The following is a 13,282-nucleotide window of genomic DNA, read 5'->3' as shown; positions in this document are numbered from 1 at the left end:
GGCACGGTCATCACTGTTAACACGTCACCGCTTGCGGTCCCTCACCGGGGGCACGCATGATTCACCCGTAGTCAACCCCGGGGGACGGCAGGGCCGACGAAGGAGGCCCGGGGTGGGTAAAGCAAGCCAACTGAATCTGCAAACGGTCATCGGGGCGTCACCCGGTCTCTGAGCTGGATCTGAGCAGGGTGGATCTCGAGCGATCTCGACGACGTGACGGTCGTCGCGACGCGCCCCGGGAACACGTGCAGGGGTGTCTGACGTCTGGGAGTGTGGGACTACCGCGCAAGCGGTCGTCACAGGACGGTGGAGGGCCCTCCCGCCCCCCACCCGATGGAGAGGGAGACCGCTATGCAGCCTGGAACCCTGACCCGGCCGGAGCTGACCCTTGCCGACCGCTGCGACCGTTGCGGCGCTGCCGCGAAGGTTCGGGCCGTGCTCCCGTCCGGCGGCGAGCTGCTCTTCTGCGGCCACCACGGGCGAGCGCACGCCGACAAGCTCAAGGAGATGCAGGCGCAGGTGCAGAACTCCTGATCTGCGCCGACGGCGTTCCCCGAAGGGGATGCGCCGGAGGCGCCCAGGAAGGCACTGACGGGTAACGACGACCACGGGGCGGACACTCACTCACGGGTGGCCGCCCCGTCGTCGTACCGACCCCGTCAGGCCGGCACGGCGGACAGCCGCTCGGTGATCCGGCGCTGCGCCGTGCGGTGCGGGCTCTCGCCGCGCTCTGCGGCCTCGTCCAGCAACGCGTCGAGCGTCTCGCCGATGCCGCGGACCCGTGCACGGGCCTCGTGCGGCCCGAGCCCGTCGATCTCGCGGGCCGTGGTCCCCACGACGCCACCGGCGCTGACCAGGTAGTCCGGCGCCCAGACGATCCCCCGCGCGTGCAGCAGGTCGGCCACGGCGTCGGCCGCCAGCTGGTTGTTCGCCGGCCCTGCCACCGCTCGGCAGCGCAGGCGGTCGACCAGCTCCGGGGTCAGCTGCCCGCCGAGCGCCGCCGGCACGAGCACGTCGACGTCGGCCACCAGCACCTCCTCGGGGTCCGCCCAGTCCGCCCCGCACTCCTGCGCCACCGCCCGTCGGGTCGGGTCGATGTCCGACACGACCAGCCGTGCGCCCGCAGCAGCCAGCCGGCGGGCCACGAGCGTCCCCACGTGGCCGAGCCCCGACATGGCGACCCGGAGCCCGGCCAGGCCCCGGTCCGCGTCCAGCCGGCGGCCGAGGACCTCCAGCGCGGCCAGCACGCCGTCGGCGGTCGCCGGTGACGAGTCACCGGTGCCGCCGTCGGCCTCGGGACGGCAGAACACCCGCTCGGTCCGCTCCCCCACGACGGCCATGTCGGCCGGTCCGGTGCCGACGTCGGGCCCGGTCCAGTAGCGGCCGCCGAGCGCGTCGACGGCGTCACCGATGTCCAGCAGGAGCGCGCGGCGCCCGTCCACGTCCAGCACGGTGCCGGGCGGCAGCGCGGCCACGGTCTTGCCGCCGCCGTGGGCCAGCCCGGCGATGGCCGCCTTGGCCGTCATCGCCTCGGCGAGGCGGAGCGCGTCGGCCACGCCGTCGGTCCAGGACGGGTAGCGCCAGATCCGGCAGCCGCCCAGCGCCGGCCCGAGCGCGGTGGAGTGCACCGCGACGGCGATGGTGATCCCGGACCGGCGCCCGCGCCGGACGAGCAGCTCTTCGTGCGGCAGTTCGTTCGGAAGCATGGCTGGACGGTAGGTCGATCAGTCGGTCATCAGGCCGTGATCCGACCGTATGATCGGCAGCAGGGCAGAATGAGCGTCCATGGACGAGCTTGATTCGGCGATCGTCGCGGAACTGCAGCGAGATGCCCGGCAGACCAACCGCGAGCTGGCCCGCCGGCTGGGGGTGGCGGCCTCCACCACGCTGGAACGGGTCCGCTCGCTGACCCGCCGCGGCGTGCTGGGCGGCTACCACGCCGAAGTGTCGCTGCGCGCGCTCGGACGCACCGTCCAGGCGCTGGTGTCGGTGCAGGTGCGACCGCTGCACCGGCCGGTCATCGACGCCTTCCAGGACTTCGCGGAGGGCCTGCCGGAGGTGCTGTCGGTGTTCTGCCTCGCCGGCAGCGACGACTTCGTCCTGCACGTCGCCGTGCAGGACGTCGAACGGCTGCACGGGTTCCTCATCGACAAGCTGAGCAGGCGCAAGGAGGTGGCCGGCTTCCGCACGTCCGTGGTCTACCGGCACGCCCGCACGTCGGCGATCGCGGCGCTGCCGGAGTAGACCCACCTCCCGACTCGGCGAGCCTCGCATCGATCGCGAGTCGGCAGCCCGAACTCAGTGGACGTCGGGTCCGCTCTCAGGGGCTGGAGTACCCACCAGGTTCACGGAGTAGCCGAGGCGCCACATCCAACCATCGGCGTCGCGGACGGCCACGTCCGCTTTCACCGTGACGAACCGCCGGCACAGGTGCGTCATGAGCAGGTCGAACCGGTCGACCGCCCAGCCCGCGTCAGTGGCGACGCTGTCGTTGGACACAGCCGCCAGGGTGACCAGCGGCGCCCAGTAGATCAGGCGCAGCCCCATGCCGGGCGCGAGCTCCGGGACGGGGACGTCGAACGTGATCGAACCACGAGACCAGTCCTGTCCGGCCGCCTTGAACTGCATTCTGGCGGTGCCGGTGATGACGTATCCCCGTTTCCCGGATCCAAGGTCCGTCACGACGTGGAACTGGCGTTCGAAGCCGACGAAGGTCGGTGCAGGCGCAAATCCGGTCATGGAGGCCTTCCCATCTCGAGCGGATCCCGGGCGAGGCGACGGTTCTGCCCTCCCCGACGGGAAGGACGATCCCTGGTGGTGCGCCGGGGCAGGAGAACGATGCGCCGCCCGACCGGCGCGGGGCGATACGGCATCCACCGAAGGGCCGACCGAAAGGATTGGCGGCACGAGGGCGGAACGACGTTCAGTCGCCATCGGCAGACGTCCACTCATCCGCTGCCGGCCCGGTACACCGCTCGTCGGGAAGGCTCACCGCGACGGGACGAGCCGGTCTACTTCCAGGACCGCAGCGTGGCGATGCGCTCCTCGAGCTGCTCGATCGTCGCCATGGCGGTGGGCGGGCCGCCGCACTTGGCCCGCAGCTCGTTGTGGATCGCGCCGTGCGGCTTCTTGGTGCGGTGGTGCTCCAGCGCGACGAGCGTGTTCAGCTCGCGGCGCAACGCGCTGATCCGCTCGCGCACCGACATCCCGGCCCGCTGCTCCGACGGCGGCGGCGCCTTCTCCGGCTCGGGCGCCTTCCGCGTGCGGCCACGGGAGATCCACTCCTGCTGGCGCTGGTTGAGCAGCGTGCGCACCTGGTCGGGCTCCAGGAGGCCGGGCAGGCCCAGGTAGTCCTCCTCGTCGGCGGAGAAGGACGTGCCCTCGTAGATCAGCTGGTCCAGCTCGGCCTCGGCGCCGAGCGCGGTGAACGCCTTCTCCTCCTCGCCGGGTTCGTCCTGCTGGCGCTGCGCGGCGGCGAGCAGCTCGTCGTCCCACGTCTCGTCGGCGCGGTGCGGCTTGCCCAGCACGTGGTCGCGCTGCGCCTCCAGCTCGCTCGCCAGCCCGAGCAGGACGGGCACGCTCGGCAGGAACACCGACGCCGTCTCCCCCGGACGCCGCGACCGCACGAACCGGCCGATGGCCTGCGCGAAGAACAGCGGGGTGGACGCGCTGGTGGCGTAGACGCCGACGGCGAGCCGCGGCACGTCCACGCCCTCCGACACCATCCGCACGGCGACCATCCATCGCTCGTCGGACTCGGAGAAGCGGGCGATCCGCGCCGACGCCCCGGCCTCGTCGGACAGGACCAGCGCCGGCGGTGTGCCGGTGATCTCGGTGAGGATCGCCGCGTACGCGCGGGCCGTGGTCTGGTCGGACGCGATCACCAACCCGCCGGCGTCGGCCATGCCGCCGTTGCGGTGGCTGTCCAGGCGCCGGTCGGCCGAGCGCAGCACGGCCGGGATCCACTCGCCGCCGGGGTCCAGCGCCGTGCGCCAGGCCCGGGCGGTCTGCTCGGCCGTCATCGGCTCGCCCAGCCGCGCGGTGAACTCCTCCCCCGCGCTGGTGCGCCAGCTCGACACCCCCGAGTAGGCGAGGAACACCACCGGCCGCACGACGCCGTCGGCGAGCGCCTCCGCGTAGCCGTACGCGTGGTCGGCCCGGCTGCGCAGCGCGCCGTCGCCGTCGGGCAGGTAGTCGACGAACGGGATCGGGTTGTCGTCACTGCGGAACGGGGTACCGGTGAGCGTCAGTCGGCGGGCGGCCGGCTCGAACGCCTCCCGCACGGCCTCGCCCCACGAGCGGGCGTCGCCGGCGTGGTGCACCTCGTCGAGGATCACCAGCGTGCGCCGGTTCTCCGTCCGGGCGCGGTGCAGCAGCGGGTGCGAGGCCACCCCGGCGTAGGTGACGGCGATGCCGGTGTAGTCGCTCGACGTGGAGCCCGTCGAGTTGCGGAAGTCCGAGTCGATCGCGATGCCGACCTGCGCGGCCGCGTTCGACCACTGGTGCTTCAGGTGCTCGGTGGGTGCGACGATCGTCACGTTCGAGACGACGCGGTCGGCGAGCAGCTCGCTCGCGACGCGCAGCGCGAACGTCGTCTTCCCTGCTCCCGGCGTCGCCACCGCCAGGAAGTCCTGCGGCGCGGCAGCCAGGTACCGCGCCAGCGCCGTGCGCTGCCAGGCCCGCAGCGGGCGCCCCCCGCTCGAACCTTGCTGGGCGATCTGGAAGGCCTGGGACACACGTCTCCCTGACTCGCTCGACGACAGATCCGAGCCCCAGCGCTGGAGCGGATCTGAGGTTAACCCGGGCCGTTCGCGGCCTCGTCGAGCCCCGCAGCGCCCCTCGATCGGGGAGCCGTGGTAGCGCCGGGACGGCCCAGCTCAGGCCGCCCGCGGGGCCGCCCCCGGCACCGCCACGGCGAGCCGGTGGGAGAACAGCCGCGAACCGTTGATGATCGACAGCTCCAGCAGCTCGGCCCCGGCCTCCGCGAACGCCGCCCGGAACTCCGGCTCGTAGGTGACCTGGCCGAACTCGATCGTCGTGAGGTGGCGCAGCACCGGCTTGGCCCACTCGACGAACTTGGAACGGCGATGGTTGAACGTCTGCGTCGCGAAGACCCGCCCACCGGGCGCGAGCAGCGTCCCGACGTGGCGGATCGCCGCCACCGGGTCGGGCAGCAGCATCAGGCTCGCGCTGAAGTACACCGCGTCGTAGGGGCCGCCGGTGTGGTCGTACACCGATGCCAGCACCGGGTGCACCCGGTCCGTCAGGCCGGCCTCGGCCACGTTGCGGCGGCAGCGGTCGAGGTAGTCGGCGTCGATGTCGAGCCCGACGATCTCCAGCCGCTTCTCCTCGACGAGCGCCGCCGAGCGCGCGAGGGCCGCTCCCGTCCCGATGCCGACGTCGAGCACGCGCGCGCCGTCGGGCAACCGCTGCAGCACCTCGCGGTACCAGTCGGTGGTCATGCCGACGATCAGGCGGTCGTACAACCACCCCCGGAGGACCCCTGCACCCGCCGGTGCGACCGCCTTCGAACGGGCAGCCTCCGGCCCTCCGGTCAGGACCCGCCGCCCGGGGGAAGGGATTCGTAGATCTTCTTGCAGTCCGGGCAGACCGGCGACCCCGGCTTCGGCGAGCGCGTGACGGGGAACGTCTCGCCGCACAGGGCCACCACCATGTTGCCCAGCACCGCGCTCTCCGCGATCTTGGACTTCTTGACGTAGTGGAACATCTTCGGCGAGTCGTCACCCGTCGAGTCGGTCGCGTCGGGACGCGTGTCGGTGTCGGGAAGCACCTGCGTGGCCATGCCCACCATGATGCATCACTCCCGGTCGGAGCCCCACTCGGACGACTCCGACCACCCTGCGGGCCGTATCGTCTCCGCTGCCATGACGATCACACCCACACCCTCGGCCGAAGTGGCCGCCGCCCTCGACGCCGGCCAGCCGGTCGTCGCCTTGGAGAGCACGATCCTCGCCCACGGGCTGCCCGCCCCCACCAACCGGACGGCAGCCACCGAGCTCGAGGAGGTGGTGCGCGCGCACGGTGCGGTGCCGGCGACGATCGCCGTCCTCGACGGGGTGCCGCGCATCGGGCTCGGCCCCGACGAGCTGGACCGGGTGTGCGGCACGCCGATGGCGAAGCTGTCGGCCCGCGACCTCGGCGTGGCCGCCGGGCTGGGCCTCGACGGCGCCACCACGGTCGCGGCCACGGCCGCGCTGGCCGCCGCCGCCGGCATCGACGTGTTCGCGACCGGCGGGCTGGGCGGGGTGCACCGCGGCGCCCGCGAGACGTGGGACGTGTCCGCCGACCTCGGCGCGCTCGCCACCACGCCGGTGCTGGTGGTGTGCTCGGGCGTGAAGTCGATCCTCGACGTCGGCGCCACCCTGGAGGTCCTGGAGACGCACTCGGTGCCCGTCCTCGGCTTCGGCACCGACGCCTTCCCCGGCTTCTACCGGCGCGACTCCGGCCACCCCGTGCCGTGGCGGGTCGACACGCCGGCGCAGGCCGCCGCGGTGTGGAACGCGCATCGGGGGTTCGCGGGGGCGGGCATGGTGCTCGCCCAACCCGTCCCCGAAGCCGACGAGCTCGACGCGGTGCTGCACGACCGGCTGCTGGCCGACGGGCTCGCGCTGGTCGCGGAGCGCGGCATCAGCGGCAAGGACGTCACGCCTGCGCTGCTGGAGCACTTCCACACCGCGAGCGGCGGGGCGAGCCTCGCCACCAACGTCGCGCTCGTGCGGGCCAACGTCGCGCTCGCGGCGCAGGTGGCAGCGGCACTCGCGTGACCCGGGTGCTGGTCGTCGGCGACATCGCCGTCGACGTGCTGGTGGCGCCGCACGTGCCACCCGTGCCCGGCGCGGACGTCAAGGCCCGGATCCGCACGCTCGCCGGGGGTGCCGGCGCCAACACGGCGGCCTGGCTCGCCCACCTGGGCGTCCCGGTCACGCTCGTGGCGCGGGTCGGGAACGACCCGGCCGGCGCCGCGGCCGTCGCCGACCTGGCCGCGGCCGGGGTGACGACCGCGGTGGCCGTCGATCCCGTGCTGCCGACGGCGACCGTCGTCGCCCTGCTGTCCGACGGCGACCGCACGCTGTTGTCGGACCGTGGCGCCGCCGCGGCGCTGGTCCCGGCCGACCTGCCGCCGCTGGACGGGGTGCGGCACGTGCACGTCTCCGGGTACGTGCTGCTCGACCCGTCCTCCCGCCCGGCCGGGCTGGCCGCGATCGCCGCGGCCCGGGCCGGCGGAGCCACCGTGTCGGTCGACCCGCAGGTGGCCCCCGCGCTCGACGGGACGTTCCTGCAGCTCGTGCGCGATGTCGATCTGTTGCTGCCGAACGCGGCCGAGCTGGATGCGCTGGGTGGGCTCGACACAGTGCTGGCCGTCGTCGGCGCTGTGGCCTGGACGGACGGGCCGCGCGGCGCGTCGTGGGCGGACGCCCGCGGCCGCTGGACGGTGCCCGCCCCGCCCGCCGAGGTCGTGGACGCGACGGGTGCCGGCGACGCGTTCGACGCCGGCCTGCTCTCGGCGTGGCTGGCCGGCGCGGGTCCCGAGGACGCGCTGCGGGCCGGCTGCGCGGCCGGCGCGCAGGCCGTGGTGCGGCCGGGCGCCCGCCCGTGAGCGCACCTCGCAGAGGCGAGGGTGTCCTCGCAGGAGGCCGAACCTCTGCGACGACGCCTCGACGTCTGCGAGGTCCGGCTGCGAGGTCCGGCTGCGGCCCTACGGGCTCTCGATGACCGGGTGCTCGCGCGACTCCAGCGCGGGCCGGTCGGGCCGGTAGCGCTGCGGGGTCTCGGCCTTGCGCGGCAGCCGGTCGTTGGCGATGAGGACGGCGCACCACGGCAGCGGGATCGACAGGACCAGCAGGGTGACCGCCAGCCACGGGACCTGGTAGAACATCGCGGCCAGGATCATGAACGGGATGCGCATCCCCATCATGATCTTGTAGCGGCGCTTGCGGGTGGCCAGCTCGTCCTCGTAGGAGCGCGCGGCATCGGTGATGAGTACCGGGTTCTCCGCGTGTGCGTCGCTCACGGGTTCATGGTGCCACTCGTGTGGGTGTCCCGCGCGCCGGCCCGTGGTGCGGATGGGAGCTCGCGTGGGCGTGCAGCTCGAGCTCGCCCACCACGCCGGGGCTGACGACGTCGAGCAGGCGGCGGGTCAGCTCGCCGGCCACCCGGTAGCGCACGAGCCGGCCGTGCCGGTGCGCCTCCACCATGCCGAGCGCCCGCAGCAGGCGCAGCGCGTGCGAGACGGCGCTGTCGCTCATCCCGACCGCCACGGCCAGGTCGGACACGCACAGGTCGCCCGCGTGGTGCAGCGCCAGCAGGATGGACAGCCGGTTCGCGTCACCGAGCCCGTCGAGCACGGCGGCCGCGTGCCGCACCTGGGCGGCATCGGCGATGACGGCCGAGGCGTCGCAGACCTGATCCGGGTCGATCACCCGCAGGTCACGGCGTGTCTCCGGGATCTGGTGCACGGTTACCCCTTTTGCGCCTTCGCCGCTGCCTTCGCGGCCTGCTTGTACTCACGCACCTTCGCGAGCGACGCGGCGTCGACGACGTCGGCCACCGACATGTGCACGCCGTCGCGGCCGTAGTCGCCCGCGGCCTCCCGCCAGCCGGGCGGGGTGACCCCGCGCTGCTTTCCCAGCAGCGCCGTGAAGATCTTCGCCTTCTGCGCGCCGAACCCGGGCAGCGCGACCAGGCGGTCGTAGAGCTGCTTGCCGCTGGTGGCGTCGGACCAGATGCGGGTGACATCGCCGTCGTACTGCTCGACGATCGCGGCGCACAGCGCCTGCACCCGACCGGCCATCGACCGCGGGTAGCGGTGCAGCGCCCGCGGTGTGGCGAAGATCGCGATGAGGTCGTCGGGGTCGTGCGCGGCGACCGCTGCGGCGTCGAGGTGGTCGACGCCGAGGCGGGCGGCCAGCTGGGACGGCGCCCAGAACGCGTGCTCCATGGAGATCTGCTGGTCGAGCAGCATGCCGAGCAGCAGCGCGAGCGGATCGCGGTCGAGAAGCGCGTCGGCGTCGGCGTCCTGGCTCAGTGAGAGCGGCACCTGGGGAATCATGCCAGAACACCCCGTGCGCAAGACTGCAGCCGTGCTGCCCGACCTGTCACCCGCCGTCGCCGATGCGTTGCGCACCGCGTTCCTGCGCGCCCGCTACACCCCGGACGGGGTGCGCGCGCTGCTCGGCTCCTCGGCGCACGCAGCGCTCGGCCGGGGCGAGCCGGAGCCGGCGTTCCGCGCCGCCGCCGACGGCGGCGAGCTGGGCGTCCTCGTCCGCTTGCTGCTGCTCGGCGCCACCGAGCCCGACCCGGCCGTGACCGCCGCGCTCGCGCCCTGCTCCCCCGCCGACGCCGCTGCGGCCGGCCTGATCGCCCGCGACGGCCCCGGCTGGAAGGCCGTGCTCGACGTGCGCCCGTACGCCGAGGAGGACGGGCCGCCGTGGTGGGTCGTCTCGGACCTCGACGCGCGCCGTCAGGAGCGCGACCACGTCACGGGGGTGGGCGCGGCGTCGCTGACGCTGGCCGCGGCGACCGTGCGCACCCCGGCCGGGTCGGTGCTCGACCTCGGCACCGGGTGCGGGGTGCAGGCCCTGCACGCGACGCGGCACGCGGGCTCCGTCACGGGTACCGACCTGGCACCACGGGCGCTGGCCACCGCGCGGGCCACGTTCGCGCTCTCCGGCGTCGACGTCGAGCTGCTGGAGGGCCCGTGGCTGGCGCCGGTCGCCGGCCGCACGTTCGACCGGATCGTCTCCAACCCGCCGTTCGTGCCCGGGCCGGGCCGCGTCGAGCTGGTGTACCGCGACTCCGGTGCTGCGGGCGACGACGCCCTGACGGCGCTGGTCGCGGACCTGCCGCGGCACCTCGCCCCGGGCGGGGTGGCCCAGCTGCTGGGCTCGTGGCTGCACGTGCGCGGGCAGGACTGGCCGGAACGCGTCACGTCGTGGCTGCCAGACGGGATCGACGCGTGGATCCTGCAGCGCGAGGTCGCCGATCCCGCCCTGCACGTCGGCACCTGGTTGCGCGACGCCGGGCTGGACCCGGCGGCACCCGCGACCAGGGCACGGGCCGCCGAGTGGCTGGACTGGCTCGACGTCGCTGGGGTGGAGGCGATCGGGTTCGGCATGCTCACGCTGCGAGTGCCCGAACGCGGGCCGGGCACGGTGGTGGTGGAGGACCTGCCGGGTGCGGTCGACGACCCGCTGGGGCCGGAGGTCGCCGGCTGGCTCGACCGCGTCGACTGGCTGCGCGCGCACGCCGCCGACGACGAGCTGCTGGGCGCCCGGCTCGCCGTCGCACCCGGGGTGGTGCTGGAACGGTGGTCCGAGCCCGGCGAGACCGGGTGGGCCGAGGCCGGCGCGTCCGTCGCCAGGATGGACGGGCCGCGCTGGCGTCACGAGGTGGACGAACCCGGCGCCGCGCTGCTCGCGGGCTGCCGCGGCGAGCTGCCGCTGGGCGACGTCGTCGAGCTGCTCGCGTTCGCCCACGACCGGCCCACCGACGCGCTGGTGGCGGAGTCGCTGCCGGCCGTCCGGGAGCTGGTGCGGCACGGGCTGCTGGTGCCGGCATGAGAGCAGCGCAGTGAGGGCCGTGGCGGCCCGGGTGACCCGCGCGTCGGTCACGGTGGACGGCGTGGTCGTCGGGGAGATCGCCGAGCCGGGCCTGCTGGTGCTGCTCGGCGTGCACCGCGAGGACACCGCCGACCAGGCCACGACCATGGCCCGCAAGCTGCACGAGCTGCGGATCCTCAACGACGAGCGCTCGTGCGCCGAGGTCGGCGCGCCCTTGCTCGTCGTCAGCCAGTTCACCCTCTACGGCGCGACGCGCAAGGGCCGCCGCCCGTCGTGGGTGGACGCCGCGCCGCCGGAGCAGGCCCGCCCCCTCGTCGAGGCCACGGTGGCGGCGCTGCGGGAGCGCGGCGCGACGGTGGCGACCGGGGTGTTCGGCGCGAAGATGGCGGTGGAGTCGGTGAACGACGGACCGTTCACGGTGCTGGTGGAGGTCTGACCGGTCAGGCGGAGTTCTCGACGAAGCTGCGGTAGACCCCGATCAATGCGGCCCGCTGCTCGGGGGTCAGCCGCGGGTCCGCCCGGATCACGTCCTCGGTGCTGGGCGCGTCCTGCGTCGCGTCGCTCTTGCGGCTGGTCGGCCAGCCGGCCTGGCTGAGCAGCTGCTCCGTGGACAGCTGCAGGGCGTCGGCGATCGACTGCAGCACCTTCAGCGACGGCTGGTGCAGGCCCCGCTCGATCTGGCTCAGGTACGCGTTCGACACGCTCGTCATCGCCGCCATCTCGCGCAGCGACAGGCGGGCGAGCTGCCGCTGGGCGCGGATGAAGTCGCCCAGCACGTTGATCTGCCCGGCCCAACCGGACGGCGGCGGATCGTCCTGGCCCGCCGCGCCGTCCCCGAGATCGTCACGTGCCGCACTCATGCGTTCATTCTCGCCTGTCCCGAACGCACCGGTCAGCTCTCCCGTACGTATCGACCCGGCGCGGTGTCCAGCACGGGATGGCGGGCGCTGCCCATCGGTGGCGGTTCGCGCAGCTCACCGGCCCGCGCGGCCACCCACGGGGTCCAGTCGTCCCACCACGTCGTCGGACGTTCCGCAGCCTCCGCGCGCCAGACCTGCGGGTCGGCCGGCAACGGCGCGTCCCCCACCCGGTGCCGCGACCTCGGCGACGGCGGGTTCACCACGCCGGCGATGTGCCCCGAGTTGGAGAGCACGAAGCGCACCGGGCCCCCGAGGAGCCGGGCGCCGGCGTGGACGGACGTCCACGGGGCGATGTGGTCGCCCTCCGCGCTGACGACGTACGCCGGGACGCGAACCGCGCCGAGGTCCAGCCGCCGCCCGCCGAGGGTGAGCGTGCCGGCGGCCAGCCGGTTGCCGACGTAGAGCTCGCGCAGGTACTCGGCGTGCATGGTGGCCGGCATGCGGGTGGAGTCGGCGTTCCACGCGAGCAGGTCGAACGCCGGTGGGTCCTCACCGAGCAGCCAGCCGGAGACGATCGGCCCCCACACGAGCTCGGCGGGGCGCAGCGCGTCGAACGTGGCCTTCATCCGGGTGCCGGGCAGGTAGCCGGTGGCGTGCATGGCGCGGTCCAGGCGGTCGACGGCGTCGGCGTCGGTGAACACGCCGAGCATCCCGGGATCGGTGTAGTCGAGCAGGGTGTTGAGCAGGGTCAGCGAGTGGACGCGCTGGGCACCACGGGCGGCGCACCAGGCGGCGGTCGCGGCGGCCAGGGTGCCGCCCAGGCACAGCGCCACCAGGTCGACGCGCTCGGCGCCGGTGATGTCGGCGACGACGTCGAGCGCCGCGAGCGGGCCTTCCGCCAGGTAGTCGCTCAGCGTCAGACCGGCGAGCTCCGCGCCCGGGTTCCGGTAGCTGATCATGAAGACGCTGTGGCCGGACCGCACCGCCCGTTCCACGAGGCTGCGGCCGGGCGCCAGGTCCATCACGTAGTACTTGTTGATCCACGGCGGCGAGAACAGCATCGGCACCGCATGCACCCGTCCGGTCTGCGGCGCGTACTGGATCAGCTCGATCAGCCGGTTGCGGAACACGACCGAGCCGGGGGTGGCCGCCAGGTCGGTGCCGATCGTGAACCGGTCCGAGGCGACCTGTCGCGGTCCACCGTCGACGAGCAGGTCACGCACGGCGTTGCGGGCCCCGCGCAGCACCGAGGCGCCGCCGGTCTCCAGTGCCTTCCGCAAGACGACGGGATTGGTCAGGGGCCAGTGCGCCGGCTCGGCCGCGGCGAGCAGATGCATCTGCAGGAACGCCACCTTGGCCCGCGTGCGCGGCGGGAGGTCCAGCTCGGCCGTGACGCCCGCCAGCGCCCTGGCCAGCAGCGCGTGCTCCTGGCGCAGCAGGAAGCAGAGCGCGTTGCGCTGCCACGCCGGATCGGCGTAGCGCGTCGAGCCGGGCAGCTCGACCGGCCCGTCGGCGCTGCCGCCCGCGGCCCGCACCACCGCCGCCGTGACGGCGCTCACCGTGCCCGCGGCCAGGCCGGTGACCCCGCGGGCCACGACGGCCGGGTCGAACAGCGCGGCTCGCCCGGCGGCGGCGACCGCGTCGAGCAACCCACCGGGATCCACCATGTCCAGCACCGACGCGGCCGAGAACCCGGACGCCACCGGCGTCGACGGTTCGGTGAGCTGCGTCATGTCCCCATGATGACGCACCGACCAGGGAGTATCCCCGCGCCTGAGGGGTAACTGAGACCACGGCAGCCCGGATGGGGCGAACGGGAACGATCGGCGGGAGGGGTGCGTT

General features: G+C 74.0%; 16 protein-coding genes. 6 read left to right on the top strand and 10 right to left on the bottom strand.

The window, feature by feature from the left end:
* Positions 1-351: 351 nt before the first annotated feature.
* A complete protein-coding gene (locus ACQEVB_RS25230; RefSeq protein ID WP_432975802.1) occupies positions 352-534 on the top strand; it encodes a DUF7455 domain-containing protein in 183 nt (60 codons plus the stop codon).
* Positions 535-659: 125 nt separating this feature from the next.
* On the opposite strand, the gene ACQEVB_RS25225 is transcribed toward ACQEVB_RS25230, so the two are convergent.
* Positions 660-1,706 (bottom strand): Glu/Leu/Phe/Val dehydrogenase dimerization domain-containing protein, encoded by a 1,047-nt coding sequence (locus ACQEVB_RS25225; RefSeq protein WP_432975800.1) that lies wholly within the window; start codon positions 1,704-1,706, stop codon positions 660-662.
* A gap of 79 nt (positions 1,707-1,785) precedes the next feature.
* Here ACQEVB_RS25225 and ACQEVB_RS25220 point away from each other — a divergent pair, with 79 nt between their 5' ends.
* A complete protein-coding gene (locus ACQEVB_RS25220; protein ID WP_432975797.1) occupies positions 1,786-2,244 on the top strand; it encodes an Lrp/AsnC family transcriptional regulator in 459 nt (152 codons plus the stop codon).
* Positions 2,245-2,298: 54 nt separating this feature from the next.
* Here ACQEVB_RS25220 and ACQEVB_RS25215 read toward each other — a convergent pair whose 3' ends face one another.
* From ACQEVB_RS25215 to ACQEVB_RS25200, 4 genes are all read right to left on the bottom strand, one after another.
* Complete coding sequence (locus tag ACQEVB_RS25215; protein ID WP_432975794.1) at positions 2,299-2,739, bottom strand: hypothetical protein; 441 nt, start codon at positions 2,737-2,739, stop codon at positions 2,299-2,301.
* 272 nt (positions 2,740-3,011) lie between these two features.
* Positions 3,012-4,736 carry a DEAD/DEAH box helicase gene (locus tag ACQEVB_RS25210; RefSeq protein ID WP_432975791.1) on the bottom strand — a complete coding sequence of 575 codons (1,725 nt, stop codon included), beginning with the start codon at positions 4,734-4,736 and terminating at the stop codon, positions 3,012-3,014.
* A 141-nt stretch (positions 4,737-4,877) separates the two neighbouring features.
* On the bottom strand, positions 4,878-5,462 hold the full coding sequence (locus ACQEVB_RS25205; RefSeq protein WP_432975788.1) for a class I SAM-dependent methyltransferase: 585 nt from the start codon (positions 5,460-5,462) through the stop codon (positions 4,878-4,880).
* 92 nt (positions 5,463-5,554) lie between these two features.
* Positions 5,555-5,803, bottom strand: coding sequence for a DUF3039 domain-containing protein (locus ACQEVB_RS25200; RefSeq protein WP_432975785.1), 249 nt, complete (start codon positions 5,801-5,803; stop codon positions 5,555-5,557).
* A gap of 82 nt (positions 5,804-5,885) precedes the next feature.
* On the opposite strand from ACQEVB_RS25200, the gene ACQEVB_RS25195 reads away from it, so the two are divergent.
* Both ACQEVB_RS25195 and ACQEVB_RS25190 read left to right on the top strand, forming a co-directional pair.
* Positions 5,886-6,785: a pseudouridine-5'-phosphate glycosidase gene (locus ACQEVB_RS25195; RefSeq protein ID WP_432975783.1), complete on the top strand. Its 900-nt coding sequence runs from the start codon at positions 5,886-5,888 to the stop codon at positions 6,783-6,785.
* Positions 6,782-7,618: a carbohydrate kinase family protein gene (locus tag ACQEVB_RS25190; RefSeq protein WP_432975780.1), complete on the top strand. Its 837-nt coding sequence runs from the start codon at positions 6,782-6,784 to the stop codon at positions 7,616-7,618. Before ACQEVB_RS25195 ends, ACQEVB_RS25190 begins: the two co-directional genes overlap by 4 nt.
* A gap of 99 nt (positions 7,619-7,717) precedes the next feature.
* Here the strand turns inward: ACQEVB_RS25190 and ACQEVB_RS25185 are convergent, their stop codons facing one another.
* The 3 genes from ACQEVB_RS25185 to ACQEVB_RS25175 are packed head-to-tail and all read right to left on the bottom strand — an operon-like array spanning position 7,718 to position 9,070.
* Positions 7,718-8,032 carry a DUF3099 domain-containing protein gene (locus tag ACQEVB_RS25185; RefSeq protein WP_432975777.1) on the bottom strand — a complete coding sequence of 105 codons (315 nt, stop codon included), beginning with the start codon at positions 8,030-8,032 and terminating at the stop codon, positions 7,718-7,720.
* A gap of 4 nt (positions 8,033-8,036) precedes the next feature.
* Positions 8,037-8,477 carry an ArsR/SmtB family transcription factor gene (locus ACQEVB_RS25180; RefSeq protein WP_432975774.1) on the bottom strand — a complete coding sequence of 147 codons (441 nt, stop codon included), beginning with the start codon at positions 8,475-8,477 and terminating at the stop codon, positions 8,037-8,039.
* Between the two features lie 2 nt (positions 8,478-8,479).
* The gene (locus ACQEVB_RS25175; RefSeq protein WP_432975771.1) at positions 8,480-9,070 is read right to left on the bottom strand and encodes an HhH-GPD-type base excision DNA repair protein; all 591 of its coding nucleotides are present in this window, start codon (positions 9,068-9,070) and stop codon (positions 8,480-8,482) included.
* A 13-nt stretch (positions 9,071-9,083) separates the two neighbouring features.
* Here ACQEVB_RS25175 and ACQEVB_RS25170 point away from each other — a divergent pair, with 13 nt between their 5' ends.
* Together ACQEVB_RS25170 and dtd are read left to right on the top strand one after the other, a co-directional pair.
* Positions 9,084-10,580 (top strand): DUF7059 domain-containing protein, encoded by a 1,497-nt coding sequence (locus ACQEVB_RS25170; protein WP_432975768.1) that lies wholly within the window; start codon positions 9,084-9,086, stop codon positions 10,578-10,580.
* A 10-nt stretch (positions 10,581-10,590) separates the two neighbouring features.
* Positions 10,591-11,016, top strand: a complete 426-nt coding sequence (gene dtd / locus ACQEVB_RS25165; protein WP_432975765.1) for a D-aminoacyl-tRNA deacylase — start codon at positions 10,591-10,593, stop codon at positions 11,014-11,016.
* Positions 11,017-11,020: 4 nt separating this feature from the next.
* On the opposite strand, the gene ACQEVB_RS25160 is transcribed toward dtd, so the two are convergent.
* Together ACQEVB_RS25160 and ACQEVB_RS25155 are read right to left on the bottom strand one after the other, a co-directional pair.
* Positions 11,021-11,440 carry a helix-turn-helix domain-containing protein gene (locus ACQEVB_RS25160; RefSeq protein ID WP_432975762.1) on the bottom strand — a complete coding sequence of 140 codons (420 nt, stop codon included), beginning with the start codon at positions 11,438-11,440 and terminating at the stop codon, positions 11,021-11,023.
* Positions 11,441-11,472: 32 nt separating this feature from the next.
* Positions 11,473-13,173 carry a PHA/PHB synthase family protein gene (locus tag ACQEVB_RS25155; RefSeq protein WP_432975759.1) on the bottom strand — a complete coding sequence of 567 codons (1,701 nt, stop codon included), beginning with the start codon at positions 13,171-13,173 and terminating at the stop codon, positions 11,473-11,475.
* Positions 13,174-13,282 lie beyond the last annotated feature (109 nt).

Source organism: Pseudonocardia sp. CA-107938, assembly GCF_050936315.1.
Lineage (GTDB): Bacteria > Actinomycetota > Actinomycetes > Mycobacteriales > Pseudonocardiaceae > Pseudonocardia.
The sequence above is the reverse complement of the archived record's forward strand: the minus strand, read 5'-3'. Positions and strand labels throughout refer to the sequence as shown.

Bases quoted from the DNA above. Each gene is read 5' to 3' on its own strand.
- ACQEVB_RS25160 (WP_432975762.1), bottom strand. From the start codon at position 11,440: ATGAGTGCGGCACGTGACGATCTCGGGGACGGCGCGGCGGGCCAGGAC.
- ACQEVB_RS25220 (WP_432975797.1), top strand. From the start codon at position 1,786: ATGGACGAGCTTGATTCGGCGATCGTCGCGGAACTGCAGCGAGATGCC.
- ACQEVB_RS25195 (WP_432975783.1), top strand. From the start codon at position 5,886: ATGACGATCACACCCACACCCTCGGCCGAAGTGGCCGCCGCCCTCGAC.
- ACQEVB_RS25175 (WP_432975771.1), bottom strand. From the start codon at position 9,070: ATGATTCCCCAGGTGCCGCTCTCACTGAGCCAGGACGCCGACGCCGAC.
- ACQEVB_RS25205 (WP_432975788.1), bottom strand. From the start codon at position 5,462: ATGACCACCGACTGGTACCGCGAGGTGCTGCAGCGGTTGCCCGACGGC.
- ACQEVB_RS25230 (WP_432975802.1), top strand. From the start codon at position 352: ATGCAGCCTGGAACCCTGACCCGGCCGGAGCTGACCCTTGCCGACCGC.
- ACQEVB_RS25215 (WP_432975794.1), bottom strand. From the start codon at position 2,739: ATGACCGGATTTGCGCCTGCACCGACCTTCGTCGGCTTCGAACGCCAG.
- ACQEVB_RS25225 (WP_432975800.1), bottom strand. From the start codon at position 1,706: ATGCTTCCGAACGAACTGCCGCACGAAGAGCTGCTCGTCCGGCGCGGG.
- ACQEVB_RS25155 (WP_432975759.1), bottom strand. From the start codon at position 13,173: ATGACGCAGCTCACCGAACCGTCGACGCCGGTGGCGTCCGGGTTCTCG.
- ACQEVB_RS25200 (WP_432975785.1), bottom strand. From the start codon at position 5,803: ATGGCCACGCAGGTGCTTCCCGACACCGACACGCGTCCCGACGCGACC.